This window comes from Sorangium sp. So ce362 (genome assembly GCF_051519845.1).
Classification (GTDB): Bacteria; Myxococcota_A; Polyangia; order Polyangiales; family Polyangiaceae; genus Sorangium.
Genome location: NZ_CP150332.1, coordinates 8,044,306 through 8,060,882, shown reverse-complemented (window position 1 = coordinate 8,060,882; position 16,577 = coordinate 8,044,306). Strand labels below are relative to the sequence as shown.

General features: G+C 72.3%; 12 protein-coding genes. 4 read left to right on the top strand and 8 right to left on the bottom strand.

Annotation, left to right across the window (positions count from 1 at the left end; all coding sequences use genetic code 11):
* Window positions 1-6 precede the first annotated feature (6 nt).
* Window positions 7-2,154, bottom strand: a complete 2,148-nt coding sequence (locus tag WMF17_RS30835; RefSeq protein ID WP_437596762.1) for a TOMM precursor leader peptide-binding protein — start codon at window positions 2,152-2,154, stop codon at window positions 7-9.
* Window positions 2,155-3,383: 1,229 nt separating this feature from the next.
* Between WMF17_RS30835 and WMF17_RS30830 the strand changes: the two genes are divergently transcribed.
* Window positions 3,384-5,138, top strand: coding sequence for an amidohydrolase family protein (locus WMF17_RS30830; protein WP_437644514.1), 1,755 nt, complete (start codon window positions 3,384-3,386; stop codon window positions 5,136-5,138).
* Between the two features lie 43 nt (window positions 5,139-5,181).
* On the opposite strand, the gene WMF17_RS30825 is transcribed toward WMF17_RS30830, so the two are convergent.
* Window positions 5,182-6,270, bottom strand: a complete 1,089-nt coding sequence (locus tag WMF17_RS30825; RefSeq protein ID WP_437644513.1) for a serine/threonine-protein kinase — start codon at window positions 6,268-6,270, stop codon at window positions 5,182-5,184.
* A gap of 838 nt (window positions 6,271-7,108) precedes the next feature.
* Between WMF17_RS30825 and WMF17_RS30820 the strand changes: the two genes are divergently transcribed.
* The 3 genes from WMF17_RS30820 (at window position 7,109) to WMF17_RS30810 (ending at window position 10,418) form a co-directional block, all read left to right on the top strand.
* A complete protein-coding gene (locus tag WMF17_RS30820; protein ID WP_437644511.1) occupies window positions 7,109-8,377 on the top strand; it encodes a hypothetical protein in 1,269 nt (422 codons plus the stop codon).
* 46 nt (window positions 8,378-8,423) lie between these two features.
* Window positions 8,424-9,059, top strand: a complete 636-nt coding sequence (locus WMF17_RS30815; RefSeq protein ID WP_437644509.1) for an MBL fold metallo-hydrolase — start codon at window positions 8,424-8,426, stop codon at window positions 9,057-9,059.
* Between the two features lie 240 nt (window positions 9,060-9,299).
* Window positions 9,300-10,418 carry a branched-chain amino acid aminotransferase gene (locus WMF17_RS30810; protein ID WP_437596756.1) on the top strand — a complete coding sequence of 373 codons (1,119 nt, stop codon included), beginning with the start codon at window positions 9,300-9,302 and terminating at the stop codon, window positions 10,416-10,418.
* Window positions 10,419-10,448: 30 nt separating this feature from the next.
* Here WMF17_RS30810 and WMF17_RS30805 read toward each other — a convergent pair whose 3' ends face one another.
* From WMF17_RS30805 to WMF17_RS30780, 6 genes are all read right to left on the bottom strand, one after another.
* Complete coding sequence (locus WMF17_RS30805; RefSeq protein ID WP_437596754.1) at window positions 10,449-11,843, bottom strand: sigma-54-dependent transcriptional regulator; 1,395 nt, start codon at window positions 11,841-11,843, stop codon at window positions 10,449-10,451.
* Between the two features lie 186 nt (window positions 11,844-12,029).
* Window positions 12,030-12,458 carry a CBS domain-containing protein gene (locus WMF17_RS30800; protein WP_437644507.1) on the bottom strand — a complete coding sequence of 143 codons (429 nt, stop codon included), beginning with the start codon at window positions 12,456-12,458 and terminating at the stop codon, window positions 12,030-12,032.
* A gap of 223 nt (window positions 12,459-12,681) precedes the next feature.
* On the bottom strand, window positions 12,682-13,140 hold the full coding sequence (locus tag WMF17_RS30795; protein ID WP_437596752.1) for a response regulator: 459 nt from the start codon (window positions 13,138-13,140) through the stop codon (window positions 12,682-12,684).
* 68 nt (window positions 13,141-13,208) lie between these two features.
* Window positions 13,209-14,834 (bottom strand): protoglobin domain-containing protein, encoded by a 1,626-nt coding sequence (locus tag WMF17_RS30790; RefSeq protein WP_437644505.1) that lies wholly within the window; start codon window positions 14,832-14,834, stop codon window positions 13,209-13,211.
* The gene (locus tag WMF17_RS30785) at window positions 14,828-15,361 is read right to left on the bottom strand and encodes an adenylyl-sulfate kinase (RefSeq protein WP_437596749.1); all 534 of its coding nucleotides are present in this window, start codon (window positions 15,359-15,361) and stop codon (window positions 14,828-14,830) included. Before WMF17_RS30785 ends, WMF17_RS30790 begins: the two co-directional genes overlap by 7 nt.
* Window positions 15,358-16,473, bottom strand: coding sequence for a phosphotransferase (locus WMF17_RS30780; protein ID WP_437644503.1), 1,116 nt, complete (start codon window positions 16,471-16,473; stop codon window positions 15,358-15,360). The genes WMF17_RS30785 and WMF17_RS30780 overlap by 4 nt, the downstream gene beginning before the upstream one ends.
* Between the last annotated feature and the right edge of the window lie 104 nt (window positions 16,474-16,577).

The window sequence follows — 16,577 nt, the reverse complement described above, 5'->3', positions numbered from 1 at the left end:
CCTCTCTCAGGCCATCGGGTGAGGGTCAGGGTTGATCCCGCGGGGGGCCATCGCGCGGAGGCGCGGATTGCCGAGCCGCGCGAGCTCGTGGCCGAAGTGGATCTGCTGGAAGTCGGGCCCGAGGGCCCGGGCGACGCGGAAGGGGGTCGGCGCGAGATCGGGCGAAGTCACGTCCACGATCGCGACGCGCAGCCCCGCGGCCTCCACGCGTCGGGCGAGCTCGGAGAGCGTGACCTCCTCGGGCTCTTCCAGCTCGGCGGCGGTCACCGTGCCTCCGTCGCGGAGGAAGGCGAAGGCCGCGGCGCGGCTCGGGGGAAGGTAGTAGACCGCGTGATCCTCGAGCGAGCGCACGTCCTCCGGCCGCTCGGGGACGGCGATCTCCTCGCCCGTCATCAGGCGGAAGATGTAATTGCCTATCTGGCCCTGCTCCAGGATGGCTTTCCTGATCGCGGTGAGGGGGCTCAGGTGGGCGGAGATCGAGACCACCGCGCCGGGCCAGCGCTTGCCGTCGCCGAAGCCCACACACATGACCACGGGCACCGCGACGCCTGCGTCGAGGAGGTACAGCTCGATCCGGGCGCCGCGCTCCTCGAGCTGCCGGGCAATCTCGTGCACCTCGCGGTCGACCGTGTCGTCGGGCAAGATCCGCCGCCCCGGCCGGCGCGCGAGCCACGAGATCATGAACGCGTCGCGCTCGATGAGCTCGAGCGTGGCGCCCATCGACGCGGCCTCGAGCGTCGCGCCGGCGGCGAGCCCGTTCGACGTCACCTGGCAGAAGTGAGCGTCGGGCCCGGCGCAGTAGCCGTAGTAGGTCGGGAGCGCCGGCACATACACGGGCGCGCGGGTGTCCAGCCAGCGCCCGAGGGCCCACGCGATGGGCGTGGCCGGATCGAGCGGCGCGAAGGGGAACCCGGGCCGGGCGTACTGCTCCTCGTCGTAGAGACAGAGCCGCTCCGGAGCGATGAAGTCGCCCTTCATCTCGGCGACCGAGGCGCGGAGCAGCGCGTCGCGGTCGACGATCCCGGCGGAGTAGCGCTCGACCGCCTCGCCGGTTGCCCGGATCAGGGCCTCGACGGGCGTGATGCCCTTTCCGGTGCCGACCTCCGGCTCATCGCAGCGGTGAGCGCGCTCCGAGCCGCCTCTGGTGTCGCTGAGGAGCGCCGTGGCCGTGACGGGCGCCTCGGGGGCGAGCACCGGGCTCGTCGCGTCCAGCGTGAGGCGCCGGACGATGCCCGTCCGCGCGTCGACGATGCCGGCGAGCATCCGCCGGAGCGCCGCGGGGTCGCGCGCGTCGCGGAGGCGCACGCCCGATTGCCGGCGCGCGCTGCCGTTGCGCCGGGATTCGGCGGCGCCGCCGCAGACCGGGCACCAGGGCATCCGCAGGACGGCGTGGAGCGACGTTTCCGGATCGATCAGGTTCTGGACCATGAGCTGGCCCGCGAGCCGGGACGCGGCCCGGTTCGCGAGCAGATCGAGGGCCGCGAGGGCGACGGCGTCGCCGAGGAACGCCGACATCGGTGCGGGATAGGTGCGCGCGCGGCGCGCGGGGCGCGCGGCGAGGAGCGGCGCCTGGAGCGCGTGATCCGCCTCCGGCTGATCGCTGGTCGCGAGCCGCCGGAGACGGCAGCAGTTCCAGCACGCGGTCTTGCCCGGCACGACGGCTGGGCCGATCACCGCGTCGAGCCCGTCGAGGTGCGCGCTGAGCGAGAGGACGGAGGCCGCGTGAGCGAAGCGGGCGACGCTCTGAAAGACGAGGAGATCATCGCCCGGGACGCACGCGAGGATCAGGTCCCATCGGGTGTCCTCCAGGGCGAGCGGGCGATCCGCCTCGGCGAGCAGCGTCCCGGCCGTGACCGCGCAGCCGGGAGCGAGCCGCGACAGGGCGAGGGAGAGCGATACCGCGCGATCCTTCCCGAGATCCGCCTCGGCGAAGGGGCCGAGATCGTCCGCCGTGACCTCCATGTCGTCGAGGACGTGGAGCGCTCCGACGCCCGCGGACACGAGCTCGATGGCCGCGACGGCGCCCCACGGCTCGAGCCCGACCACGAGGACGCGCGCCCGCGCGAGCTTCTCGTGCGCCTCCGTCGGCTCGGGCGGGGCGGTCCCGTCGAGCGAGGGAGCGGTGGTCGTGGAGCTGGGCAGTTGAATGGCCACGCGAGATCTCCAGGAAAGGGCAGCGCGGCGGCGCCTCGACCGGCGTCGCCCTGCACCTTCGGTAAAGAGGTTCGATTCCGGCGCTCAGGGATCGGTGCCCCGACAAGCAAAGAGGAGGAGAGCCTCGCCGGCGGCCGGCGCGCGATCGCGCGCGGTCGTGGCGAGCCGGGGAAGACGGGACGATGCCATTGACGATGCCATTCTGCGTACTTCGCGCTCCTCGTCTTCCTCCGGAGCTCTATCCCTCGGCCACGCTGGTCTCAGGACTACCTACAGTGGCACCTGCCACCGCAACCGCACCTGCCGCCACAGCCGCAACCGCCGCCACAGCCGCATCCGCCGCCACAGCCGCATCCGCCGCCACAGCCGCATCCGCCGCCACAGCCGCATCTGCCGCCACAGCCGCATCTGCCGCCACAGCCGCATCTGTAGCTGGCTGGAGTCGCTACTTCCATCGCCTCCAGCTTGCCCGACAAATCGTCGATGGCGTTGCGGAGCTCCTTTATCGAGACATCCAGATCCTTCGGCGCATCATTTCCGTTGTTCGAATCACTCATCGCAGAGCCTCCCACGAGTAGGTGGGGCACGCAAAGGGTCTTCGTCAATCCGACGACTCCTTGCTGGGCAGCGGAGGCTCCAGCGGACTCCTGGTCATCCAGGGCGACCGGGGCCGCGGACAGCGCGATAAAACCGCGGATCCATCGCGGCGTTCACGCGAGAAGAAGGCGAGAAGCAGTTGAACCGCCAAGACGCCAAGGACGCCATAAAGAGAAATTCCTCGGCCCTCCCGGCGTCCTTGGCGTCTTGGCGGATCTCTCGTCCGGATCGCTGTGCCAGACGTCGGCAAGCTCGCCTGTGATCCGGAGCGGCCACGCGCTCGGGCCGGAAAGCCGAGAGGGGCGACCGGGACGGAGCGCTTTCTTCGCGTCGTCCTGCTCGCCGCAAACAATCCTGGATAACCCGGCAGTTTGCGCGTGCGCACTCATCGCGCCGTGAGCGACGCCTCATTCAATTGCCTTTCTGCGCCGCCTCCGGTACCCGGCCCGCCTCCCTCGTGGGCGCTCGGCGCCCGTCAGCAAAGGAGTGTCATGCATCGTACCTCGCTTGGGCCGGCGATGGGCCGTCTCTCTTTTTGTATCCTTGTTGCGTCAACATCGCTCGCGGGCTGCGGCGCCGCGGAGGGCTCCTCGGCGCTCGCCGCGGCCGAGATAACGTGTTCGGGCTGCACCGTGCTGAAGGGAGGTACGGTGTTCGACGGCGCGCGCTCGGGCCGAGGAGCGGTGGTGATCGAGGGCGACAGGGTGCGGCAGGTCGTCTTCGGCGACGTCGCGCTCGCCGGCGTCGAGGCCGGGGGCGGCGAGGTCGTGGACGTCGCCGGAAAGACGGTCCTCCCCGGGCTGATCGATCTCCACGTTCACTCGCTGAGCGTCGCCGGGCCCTATGCTTATTACGACGATGAGCTCCACCTCGAGGACCACACGAAGGCGATGCTCCGGGCGGGCGTGACCTCTTACCTCGATCTCGGCTCGTCCCAGCACGTCATCTTCGAGCAGCGAGCGCGCATCGACGCCGGCGAGCTCCTCGCGCCGCAGCTCTTCGCCGCGGGGCCGCTGCTCACTCCGACCGGAGGACACCCCTGCTATCACGGCAGCCCGCCCGGCGATTTCTGCCTCTTCATCGACGCTCCCGCCGACGTCGCCGCGGCCTTCGAGGCGCTCGTCCCGAGGGCCCCCGATGTCATCAAGATCGTGCTCGAGTCGGGCGGATCCCGGTCGCTCCCGCGCCTGTCGCGCCTGTCCGTGGCGGCCATCGCCGAGGCCGCCGCGGCCGCCGGCGTCCCGGTCATCGCCCACGCGACACAGGCCGTCGACATCGAGGCCGCGCTCGATGCCGGCGTGACGCTCTTCGCGCACGTCCCGGACCAGGAGCGGATCTCGCCCGAGCTCGCGCGGAGGATGGCCGCTGCCCATGCGGTCGTCGTCCCCACCCTCTCGATGACGGACGGCCTGTATCGCACGGCCCACGCCACGCTCACCGAGCTCGACGACCCCGCCCTCGCCGACGACGTGCCGGCCGGCGTGATCGCCGCCCTGCGCGACCCGTCCCTGCTCGCGGAGCTCAGGACTGCGCGCTTCCAGGAGCTCTCGAGGGCGTGGCGCGATCACGCGGCCGCGAACCTCCTCACCTGCTATCAGGCCGGGGTCGCCATCGCCGCCGGCTCCGACGCCGGCAACCCGGGCGTCTTCCACGGGCCCGCCCTGCGCCGCGAGGTCGCGCTCCTCGTCGAGGCCGGGATGCCGCCGATCGAGGCGCTCGCCGCCGCCACGCGCGCGGCCGCGGACGTGCTCGGGCGGCCCGATCTCGGTCGCCTCGAGGAGGGGGCGCTCGCGGACGTGCTCGTGGTCGACGGCGATCCGCTCGCCGACATCCGCGCGCTCGAGCGGGTGTCGCGCGTCTACAAATCGGGCGTCCTCCTCGATCGCGACGCGCTCGCGCTGCCCCGCAGGGCGAGCCTCGCGCGCGAGCCCAGGACGGGCTCCGGCCCCGGCGAGACGTGCCTCGCCGCCTCGGAGTGCGCGCCCGCGCAGTCGTGCAGCCCGGCCCAGGTTTGCGCGGCGACATGCCGCGACGCCGCGGGCTGCGCGCCGGGGAGCGCGTGCCTCTTCGACGGCGCCTCCGCCACCGGGGGCTCCTGCGCGCCGGGCGACGGCTGCGACCTCTTCGCGCAGGATTGCGAGAACGGCGCCGCCTGCGTGTTCTGGGGCAACGGCTCGACGTCCTGCTGGTTCGCCGGCGCGGGCTCGGACGGGCAGCCGTGCGACGCGTCCTTCGCCTGCGCGCCCGGCAGCGTGTGCGACGGGGCCGCGCGCGCGTGCGTCGATCTCTGCGATCCGCGCGGCGAGCGCGGCGAGCCGTGCCCGGGCGGCAAGCGATGCGTCGACCTCGCGGCGATCGCGGGCCTCTCCGTGGGCGTCTGCGAGTAGGCCGGGAAGCCCCGCGGGGCCCGCGTGGAGCCATCGAGCGCGCTCAGCGCGACACGAGCAGCCAGGCGATCACGCCCCCCAGCGTGAAGAACAGGATGCCGGCGCCGGCGAGCACGGCGCGCGAGGTCCGCCGCTCGATGAAGCTGGCGGCCGCCCGGAGGCTGGCCGGGGCGGCGATGCCGAGGCTGCTGTCCCGCGCGCCCATCTTCTGCATGGCGGCGTCGAGCGCCACGAGCACGGCGCGCGCGTGGGGGAAGCGGTGATCCGGATCCTTGGCGAGCAGGCGCATCACGACCGCCTCGAGCGCGGGCGGGACGACGATGCCGGGGGAGCGCTCGGCGATCGGCGGCGGCTCGGTCGATCGGTGCTGCGCGAACAGCGCCGAGGGCTCGACCGCCGTGAAGGGGTGCTGGCCCGCGAGCATTTCGTAGAGGATGATGCCGAGCGCGTAGAGATCGGCCCGCCGGTCGATCGAGCGCATGCCGAGCGCCGCCTCGGGCGCCATGTACGCCATCGTGCCGAGCAGCACCCCCGCGTTCGTGAGCGAGCGGCGCGAGCCCTCGTCCGTGAACGAGAACTGCTCGATCGGGACCTTGGCGAGGCCGAAATCGATGAGCTGGACGCGCTCCTCCGGCCCGTCGAGGACCATGATATTGAGCGGCTTCACGTCCCTGTGCACGATCCCGAAATCGTGCGCTGCGTTCAGCGCCGTCGCGATCTGGCGCGCGATGTTCGCCGCGCGCGGCGAGGGGATGGGGCCCTGGTCGAGGAGCTTGCGCAGCGTGATGCCGCGGATGAACTCCATCACCATGAACCACGCGCCGTCGTCGAGCTGGTTGATCTCGTAGACCGCCGCGACGTTGGGGTGGAAGATGTGGCGGCCGGCGATGGCCTCGCGCTCGAAGCGCTCGATGAGCTCCGGCAGCTCCTCGGCGTCCGGGTGGAGCACCTTGACGGCCACGTCTTCGCCGGTCGCGAGCTTCGTGGCCCTGAAGACGGCGGCGATGCCGCCCATCGCGACGAGCTCCTCGATACGGTACCGGTGGAGGAGCGTGCGCCCGATGAGCGTCATGGCCCGCTCGTGCGCCGCGGAGCTCGCCTGACCACCCGCGATGACCATGGGCCCGTTCATGCGTCGGCGCCTCCAGGCCGAACCCCTCGCGCGCAGGCCGCGCCGCCGCGCAGGGCGGGTACAGCCGCGCCGCGCCCGCAAGGCGTCTCGCGGTGGAACGGCGGTTCCACCCTTGCTGACATCATACGCTCACGCACCGGGCGTTCGGAGGGTAGCGCCCCTCCGTGCCCAGCGCCATCGTCACGGATCGGCGCGCGGGCGGGAAGCGCGCCCGCGCGGGTGCGGGCGGCGCCGAGGCTGGAGCTCGCGGAGCACGGGTGAGCCGCGCCTCCCGAGCGAGCCCGGGAACGGCAGCGCTCGCCCCCCTCGGCGAGGGGCTGCCGCGAGGGCCTGCCCGCAGATCGTCGTGCCCGTGTGGCCACGCGCCCGGGATTCGACCGCTCCGCCGTGACGGGGAATCGCCGGCTGCGCCGTCTCCTGCTCTGATGAAGGCGCAGGCGCATCGTGCCTCCGGCCGGACAGCGTGCCAGGAGCCCTCATGGCCTGTGGCCCGCGGCGGCGCGAACAAGGAGAGACGCTGGAAACGAGATGCGGAGTCGCGCCCGCACCCCCGTCGAGAGAGACCCCATTGCGCGCCGGGCGGCGCCTGCCCGTCGCCGGCGGAGCGCGACCACCTCTCCGCAGACCCCGCGACCTCGCCGGAGCTCCGGCCCCGCGCGCGGCCGGACGGCCGAGCCTGCTCTGGCGGGCGCGCGCCGGCTGTTCTGCCACGAGCAGCCCACATCGGCGCCCGTCGTGCGTGGACGAACGCCGTTTGAGCAACACGCCAAGTTCGCAGATGCGCTTTCTCGACGGGCTCGTGTAGCCTGTATTCGTGGAGGTTTCCATGCAGAGCACAATGCGTCGCACCGTTCTCCTCGCGCTCTTCTCCGGGCTTTCCGTGGCAGCTTGCTCCGCTCCCGATGCGTCGAGCCTCTTCGCTACCGGCGGCTCTGGACCGGGGAGCGCGACCTCCGCGAGCGGAGGCGAGGGCGGCGCCCCGGGCGACGGGGGCGCGGCGGGCGTGGGCGGCGACGGGGGCGAGGCGGGCGGGGGCGCAGGCGCGGGTACCGGGGGCGCGGGCGCGGGGCCCGTCATCGTCGACGAGCCGCCGGTGTGCGGCGACGTCTACGTCGACTGCGACGCGGACGAGGAGAACAGCTGTGAGATCAACGTGACGAACGACGCCCTCCACTGCGGCACGTGCCCCGTCGTGTGTGATGGCGTCTGCCGGGCCGGCGTCTGCGCCGGCACCACAACCCACGTCTCCGGCCAGCAGGATCCGCTGTACATCGCGGTCTCCCGCGGCACTGTGTTCTGGACCAACGGGGAGCAGGGCGTCATCAGGCAGTGGTCGCCCGGCGAGACCAGCGCGATCAACCTCGCCACCGATCAGCCGGAGCCGGCCGACATCAAGGCCGACGACACCCACGTCTTCTGGGCCAACCAGGGTCGGAGCGGCATGAACGACGGCCAGGTGATGAGGGCGCGCATCGGCGGCGAGGAGGCGCCGATCGCCATCGCCGCAGGGCAGGCCGCCCCGTTCGGCGTCGCGCTCGACGACGAGTTCGTCTACTGGACGAACCGCGAGCGCGGCGGCTCCGTGGTCCGCGCGCGAAAGGACTCGGACGGCAATGGACCGTTCGTCACCATCTCGAACCGCGGGGGGACGACCCACGCGCTCGCGGTCGACGCGACCCATGTCTACTGGACGGTCCGCGACGAGATCGGCCGGGTGATGTCCGCGCCGAAGGACTCCACGGGCGATGGTCCGTTCAACGAGCTGGCGACCGAGCAAGGCGAGGTGCGCGAGATCGCGATCGACGCGACGCACGTGTACTGGACGACCAGCAGGACCGGCACGGTCATGCGCGTGGCCAAGACCGGAGGAGAGCCCACGGCGATCGTCACGGAGCAGGGGAACCCGAGGGGCATCGTCGCCGACGCGACGGGCGTCTACTGGACCGACCCGACGTCGCCGCACATCATGCGGATGCTGCCGAACGGCATCATCGGGGCCTTCGCCGCCAGGGAGCTGTCGCCCTTCGGCATCGCCCTCGACGCGAACCGCGTCTACTGGACCAACGGGCTCGGCATGGGCGGCACCATCGTGAGCGCCCCGAAATAGAGGTCGCGCGTGGAGGCCGGGGCGCGGCGTGCTACAAGCCCGCCCCGTGCTGCTCGAGACGTTTGCCGTCGGTCCGCTGGGTTGCAACTGCTCGATCGTCGTCGACCCGGCCAGCAAGGCCGCGGTCGTCATCGACCCCGGGGGCGATTTCGACAGGATCCGCGCGCGCCTCGAGCAGGCCGGGGCGACGGTCGCGGCCATCGTGCACACGCACACCCATATCGATCACGTCGGCGCCACCGCGCCTCTCCAGCGCTGGTCGGGCGCCGCGGCGCGCATCCACGAGGCCGACCGCTTCCTCTATGATCTGCTCCCCGACCAGGCGGCGTTCCTCGGCATCGCGCTGCCGGAGCGCTGCGAGCTCGACGGCGACCTGAACGACGGCGCGGTCGTGAAGGCCGGCGGGCTCGATCTGCACGTGCTCCACACGCCGGGGCACACGCCGGGCAGCGTGTCGTTCCTGGCCCTCTCGCCGACGGGCGCGGTGGCGTTCACCGGGGACACCCTGTTCCGGCGCGGCATCGGCAGGACCGACCTCTGGGGAGGCGACGCGCAGGCGATCTTCACATCCATCCGGAGCAAGCTGCTCACGCTCGACCCGTCGACCCGGGTGGTGACCGGACACGGCCCCTCCACGACCATCGGTGAGGAGCGCGACACAAACCCTTATTTGCGTGCGTGATCCGCCGCCGGCCGATCGCGCTGTCGCCGGGGGCGAAGACGTGTAAAGCGGGAACGCTGGAAGAAAAGCTCCGGCATCTTCGCGCCTTCCCGCCTTGAACAGCCCGCGCGCCGGCGCCGCTTTCCTGCGAGAAAGTGCTTGCATCTTGCCAGGATTCTTCCGAAAAATGCCGCACGACGAGAGCGCGCACCGGCTCCCTTGAGCCGGATCGATCGCCGTCCGTCGCGGAAGTCGAGCACGATGAGCACCGAAAGCGCGTCCGCCACGAAGGTCGAACTCGAGATCCTCCCCACGCAGCACCCTCTCGGCGACGCGGAGCGCGCGCAGCGCATGCAGAACCCCGGCTTCGGGCGCGTGTTCACGGAGCACATGGTCGTGATCCCGTACGCGGCGGACAGGGGCTGGCTCCGGGGGCAGCTCAAGCCGTACGCGCCGCTCACGCTGGATCCCGCGGCCATGGTGCTGCACTACGGTCAGGCGATCTTCGAGGGGTTCAAGGCGTACCGCCAGCCGGACGGGCGCATCAGGACGTTCCGGCCGGAGGCGAACGCGCACCGCTTCAACAGCTCTGCCCGGCGGCTCGCGATGCCGGAGATGCCGGTCCCGCTGTTCGTGGGCTCCGTCGACGCACTGATCCGCCAGGATCGCGCGTGGGTGCCCGCGGCGGTGGGCGAGAGCCTGTATATCCGACCGCTGATGTTCGCGACCGAGGTGGCGCTCGGGGTGAGGTCGTCACGCGAGTACGATTTCCTGGTGATCGCGTCCCCCGCGGCCGCGTATTTCCCCCAGGGCGTGAAGCCGGTGACGGTCTGGATCTCGGAGGATTTCGTCAGGGCGGCGCCTGGCGGCACGGGCGCGGCCAAGTTCGCCGGCAACTACGCCGCGAGCCTGCTCGCGCAGATGAACGCCGCGGCGGAGGGCTGCGCGCAGGTGGTCTGGCTCGATGCGGTGCATCGCAAGGTCGTCGAGGAGATGGGGGGAATGAACATCTTCTTCGTCTACGAGGAGGGCGGGCGCACGGTGCTCGTGACGCCCGAGCTGACAGGCACGCTCCTCCCGGGGATCACCCGCGACAGCATCATCCAGCTCGCCCGGGATTTCGGCTATGGCGCGGAGGAGCGCAAGGTCACCTTCGACGAGTGGGGCGCGGCGGTGCGCGAGGGCCGCATGACCGAGGCGTTCGCGTGCGGCACGGCCGCGGTCATCACGCCGATCGGCGCCGTGAAGTCGCGAGAGGAGAGCTTCGCCATCCACAACAACGAGACGGGGCCGGTGGCGGCGCGCTTCCGCGAGGCGCTGCTCAACATCCAGCACGGCCTCGCCCCCGACCGGCACGGCTGGATGCACGACGTGGTCTGACGAGGCGCCTGCGCCGGCGTCGCGCGGCGCCTACTCCGTGGCCGGCGATCGCTTGGATTTCGCCGTCAGGCCGTACTCGTGCAGGCGGTACTGGATGGTGCGTATGCTGATGTCGAGGAGCTCGGCCGCGCGCGTCGTCGAGCCGTTCGTCGCCTCCAGCGTCGACAGGATCGCATAGCGCTCGATCTCCGCCATGGTGGCGCCCGGGATCCGCAGGGCTCCCTTGGCGACCGGCGCCGCGTCGATGGGGAGGTGCTCCGCGTCGATGCGCGTCTCGTCGCAGAGCACGACGGCCCGCTCGATCGCGTTCTCGAGCTCGCGCACGTTCCCCGGCCACCGGTGCGCGACGAGCTTCGCCCGCGCCTCGTCGGCGAACCCCTCGATCTTGCGGTGGTTCTCCGCGGCGAACCGGCGGAGGAAGTGATTCGCGAGGAGCAGCACGTCGGTGTCGCGGACGCGCAGCGGAGGCATGTCGATGTGGACGACGTTGAGCCGGTAGTAGAGGTCCTCCCGGAAGTGGCCCTCCTGCACGGCCGCCGCGAGATCGCGGTTCGTGGCCGCGATGAGCCGCACGTCGACCGACACGGTGTCGTTCCCGCCGACGCGCTCGAATTTCCGCTCCTGGAGCACGCGGAGCAGCTTCACCTGCGTCGACGGCGCGATCTCGCCGACCTCGTCGAGGAAGAGCGTCCCGCCGTGCGCCTGCTCGAACCGCCCGATGCGCCGCTTGTCGGCGCCGGTGAACGCGCCGCGCTCGTGGCCGAACAGCTCGCTCTCGAGCAGCGACTCCGCGAGCGCCGCGCAGTGCAGCGTCACGAACGGGCCCTTGACGCGCGGGCCCTTCGCGTGGATGGCGCGCGCGAGCTCCCCCTTGCCGGTGCCGCTCTCGCCGGTGATGAGCACCGTCGCCCGCGCGCCCGCCACCTGCCGGGCCATCCGGTAGACCTTCTGCATCGCCGGGCTCGTCCCGATGAGCCCCTCCACGCCCTCTCCCTCGCGCTCGCGCAGCTGCCGGCGGAGGTTCTCCGCCTCGACCCGGAGCGCGCTCCGCTCGAGGGCGCGCTCGAGGGAGAGGAGGAGCGCGTCGAAGTCGACCGGCTTCGTCAGGTAGTCCTCGGCCCCGGCCCGCATCGCCTGCACCGCCGAGCTCACATCGCCGAACGCGGTGACGACGATCACCGGCAGCGATGGGTCCTGCTCGCGGAGCTTCCCGAGCAGCGTCACGCCATCCATGTTCGGCATCTTCAGATCGGTGACCACGACGTCCGGCGGCCGCTCCGCCGCGACCTCGAGCGCCTCGACGCCGTCCGCCGCCGCGTCGACAGCGTAGCCCTCCTGTCGCAGGAGCTTCTCCAGCCCCGAGCGCGCGCTCGCCTCGTCGTCCACGACGAGCACCCGCGAGCCCTGTCTCTTCTCAGCGTTCATGTCGTCCCTTCCGAAGACCGCCAGAGGATACCGCGCCGTGGTCGAAGGAGGCGCGTCGTGGCGCTCCTCCGGCTGCGGCGGCCTCCGTCGGCGACGGCGCGGCAGGCAAGCACCGCCCGGAGGGTGGCGCAAGGGCCGCGGGGCGAGCGGCGCGTCGTGCGGTCTGCCGGAAAGGACGAGGAGCCGTCAGCGGCTCTCGGTCGCGTCGACGTTGTCGCGGATGCCGGCGCCGAGGTCTGCCAGCGCCGAGGCGAGCATCACGATGAGATCGTCGGCCGTGACGATGCCGGTCACGTTGCCGTCGTGACGGACGATCGGCAGCCGCCGGACGCCGCGTTCACGCATCAGGCGGAGCGCCGTCTCGATGCTGTCGGTCTGCTGGAGCGTCGTGGGATCGTACGTCACGATCTCGGACACGAGCGTCTTTCCGGGGTCGCGCGCGTCGGCCATCACCCGCATCACGAGATCGCGATCGGTGAGGATGCCAATGGCGCGCGCGCCCTGCGTGACGACGACGCAGCCCACGCGGAACTCGCGCATCCTGCGCGCGACGTCGATCGCGGTCTCGGTGAGCTCTGCGCACACGGCGCCATGTTCAAATCGGCACAGGGACATGCCCGGATCCAAAGCACGATGCGCGCCACGCCGCCCCCGCCCGGCTCCCGGCTCCCTGCGTCGCGCGCCCGCGTCCACGGCGCGCCGCAGGCTCGGGCTCCATGGCGGAGGGAGGCCGCGCGGCGGCCTGCCAGCCGGCCGCGGCGGGGTGACGGATCGCAGCGGTTGCACGGGGGCGCAAGCCGTTCGCCCGGGAGGGCGATCGCCGGCTCGCGTCGGGGGCTCAGGCCGGGATGGGGGACGGGAGCGGGCCGGGGGCCGCAGCGCTCGGCTGCGCGTGCGCGGCGCGGGAGGACACCGCCTCCACGCTGGAGCGCAGCTCGGCGCTCAGGGCGGTGTAGTCCACCGGCTTTGTGTGCACCACCGCCTCGGGGACGAGCCCTCGCCCGAGCCGCGCCGCGAGCACGGGGTAGCCGGTGAGCACGAAGAGCGGGAGATCGGGCCGGAGCGACCGCGCGAAGCGCGCCACCGCGATGCCGTCGGCGTGGGGCATGCGGAAGTCGGTCACCAGGACGTCGGGGACCGGCGTCCGGGCGAGCCGCGCGATCGCGAGGGCGCCGTCGGTGGCCAGCTCCACCCGGAAGCCGTCGTCCTCGAGCAGGCGCGCGAGCAGGCGAGCGGTGCGGATGTCGTCGTCCACGAGGAGGATCAGCGGCTGTTCGATGATGCTGCGTGGTTCCACGCTGGGCGATCTACCAACTTGCGTGCCAGCGCCGGGGGGCGCCCGCGCGCCAGCGGACGGCGGGGAGCTCAGCCGGACAGGCGGATCGGCAGCGTCACGCGAAACAGCGTCTTCCCCGGGCGGCTCTGGAAATCGATGGTCCCCTCGTGATCGGTGATGATGCGATGTGCGATGGCCAGGCCGAGCCCGGTGCCGTCCGGCTTCGTCGAGTAGAACGGGTCGAAGATCGGCGCGTCCGGGCTCGCGACCCCGGGGCCGTCGTCCTCCACCTCGAGGAGGGCGTGGCGCGGCTTCCGGCGCGCGCGGAGGGTGACGGTGCCGCCTCCGGCCGACCCCGCCGCCTCCATCGCGTTGCGGAGCAGGTTCAGCAGGACCTGCTCGATCCTCCCGGGATCGAGGTCGAGCACCATGTCGGTCGAGGGCAGATCGACCTTCACCTCGACGTGTGTGCCGGCGCCGTCGCCGTCCGACGCCACGGCGACGCGCGCCACCCGCTCGCAGAGCGAGACGACCGACGTCGGCTTCAGGACCAGCGGCTTCGGCCGGGCGAAGTCCAGGAACTCGCTCACCAGCTCCGACAGGCGGCGGATCTCGTCGCGGACGACCTGGATGGCCTCCACGGTGTCCGGGTCGTTCATGCCGGCGCGCGCGAGCCCCCGCTCGAGGAAGGTCACGTGCAGCTGCGCGCCGTTGAGCGGGTTCCTGATCTCGTGCGCGAGGCCGGCCGCGAGCGTCCCCACCGCGGCGAGCTTCTCGCTCTGACGCACGCGCGCGGCGAGCGCGTTCTCGTCGGTCGTGTCCTGGCCGATGGCGAACAGCACCACCTCGTCGTCCGCCGCGGAGGGGGCGTACGCGAGCTGCCATCGCACGTCGCGGATCTTGCCGGCGCGCGTGCGGAGGCTGCTCTCCAGGAGGTCGGCGCCGGCGCGGCGGCCCGCGGCGACGTCCTCCACGAGCGCGCCGTGATCCGCGCGGATCTCCTCGGGGAGGAGCATCTCGACGAACGGCATCCCGAGGATGTCCTCGCGTCCGAGCCCGGTGATCCGCTCGGCCTCCCGGTTGAAGAGCCGCACGACCGCGTGCGCGTCGAGGCCCACGACGAGGACGCGCGCGAGCTCGACCGCGCTCTTGTACCGGTGCTCCGTGCGCGCGAGCGTGCGGCCGACCTCCTCCCGGTCCAGGCGCTCGGCGCGCTGCGCGCGCGCGAGGAAGTCGTCCCGGTACGTCTCCAGCATGATGGCGAGCTCGAGATCGAGCACCTTGCTCACCGCGGATCGGACCGGGATCGCCTGCGCGCCGAGCGTGCCCTCGGCGATCTCGTAGAACGCGAGCCGGATGAGCGTCATCGCCGTGAACATGTACCGCTGGGGCAGGCCGACCCGGACGTGGATCCGCCCGATCTTCGCGGTCTCGTCGAAGTACGCGTCGTCGTAGGGCCCGGTGCAGATCCGCGTCATCCAGCGGACGAGCGATCGCTTGAGGCGCTCCACCTGCTCTTCGCCGGTGAAGACCTCGTGCGCGCCCTCGTGCTCGCGGATGCGATCGTAGAACTCGTCCGCGATGCGGGGGAAGTGCGGCTCCGCGTGCGCGCGAAAGGCGGCCAGCCAGCCCGCGTCCTCGTCGTCGAAGCGAACGTAGCGCTTGATCTCGTCGAAGAGCGTCTCGTGCGCGGGCACGGCGCGGGAGCCTACCATGAGCGCGCTTCCGCGGCGGCCGCCCACGATCTCGCGCGCTCCAGGATCGCCCCGAGCGCCGCTTCATCCTCGCCGCCGCGCGCGACGATCTCCGGCGCGGGCGGCGCCTCGTAGTCGGGGCCTGCGCCGGGGAGCGCGTCGATCTCGCCGGCGCCGGCGGCCCGGTAGAGCCCTTTCGGATCGCGCTCGCGGCAGACCCGGGGAGGGACATCCATGTGCACCTCGACGAGCCGCGGCGCGAGCGCGCGGGCGCGCTCCCGGTAGGCGCGGCGGTGCGCGGTCGCCGCCACGATCACGATCGGCCCCTGGTGCGCGATCAGCGCCGCGAGCCGCGCGAGGGTCTCGTAGAAATCGTCGCGCTCTCGCGGCGCATACCCGGGCCGCGGGACGAGCGCGTCGCGCACCTCGTCGCCGTCGAGCAGGCAGCTCGCCCGGCCTTCGTCGAGGAGCTCGCGGTGCGCCCGCGCGGCCAGGGTGGATTTGCCCGACGCGGGGAGCCCCGTGATCCAGACGACCCCGCCGCTCACGCGAAGAGCCTCTCGGCGTCGGCCGGATCGAAGCGCGGGGCGTCGAGGGCGCGCTCCACGAGGCCGAGCAGGGCGTCCCTCGCGCTCGCCGTGACCGCGGGATACCAGCCGGGGTTGGCCAGCACGAGCGCGCGCCACGCGAGGAACGGCGCCGCCACGTCGAGCACGCCCGCGGAGCCGCTCCAGCCGAGGTAGACGTCCCAGAGCCGCTGCCACAGCGCGCGGAGGCCGCCCTGCCATGCGCCGGGCGCGCCCAGCGCGAAGAAGACGTAGTTGATGGCGAGGCAGGTGACGTCGTCCGCGGGGTCGCCCTGGGATCCGCGGCTCGTGTCGAGCAGCGTGAGCTGCGACGCCTCGTTGAACACGATGTTGAACGGGTGGAAATCGCCGTGCGTGCGCGCGAGCCGCTGGTCGCGGCCGCGGAGCTTCCAGCGCCATTTCACGCAGCGCCGCTCGATGGCCTGGAGCCGGGCGGGCGGCGCGCCGGGCACGTCGTCCGGATAGCCGTCGATGATGCCGAAGATGCCCTCGCCGTGGCCCACGAGGTCGCGCACCGCGCGGCGGTAGCTGCCCGGCTGCGCGCCCTTCGCGCCGTGGAGCGCGACGAGGTACCTGGCGAGCGCCTCGCAGCGCACCAGATCCTCCGGGCGCGCGCGGCGCTCCTTCGCGATCCGCCGCAGATCCGCGGCGTAGACGTCCCCCTCGGCGTACGTGGTCAGGAGGTAGAACTCGCCCGCGTCCCGCAGGGACAGGAAGCGCCCGTCGCGGGTCAGCGAGCCGACGTCCACGACCTCCACGTGCGCCGGGATCGACCCGAAGGTGTCGAACGAGAGCAGCATCTCCGCCGCGCGATCCGATCGCCTGTCGTGCCCGAACGCGTTGGCGGTCGACGTGTGCAGGACCAGCCGCTGCGTCGAGCCGTCGGGCCTCACCACCGTGATCCGCCGGGGAACGCCGTAGCCGGCGGCCTTCTCGGTCAGGTCGTTGCCCGGGCCGCCGTCCGGTCCCAGGGTGGTGACGTCCTCGACCCGCGCGTCCGGCAACACCGCCTCCACGAGCTGGCGGACCTGGCGTGAGGGATCGGCTTCAGGCAGGGTCTGCGGGGCGTTCATGGTCTCCTCGGGGAGGGCGTGGCGGCGTGCCGACGTGACCCTCTGTGACCCTGCGGCAAGAAGCAGGCCGCGTGCCTGCCGAGCCTGTCCTTGGCGCACCGCAG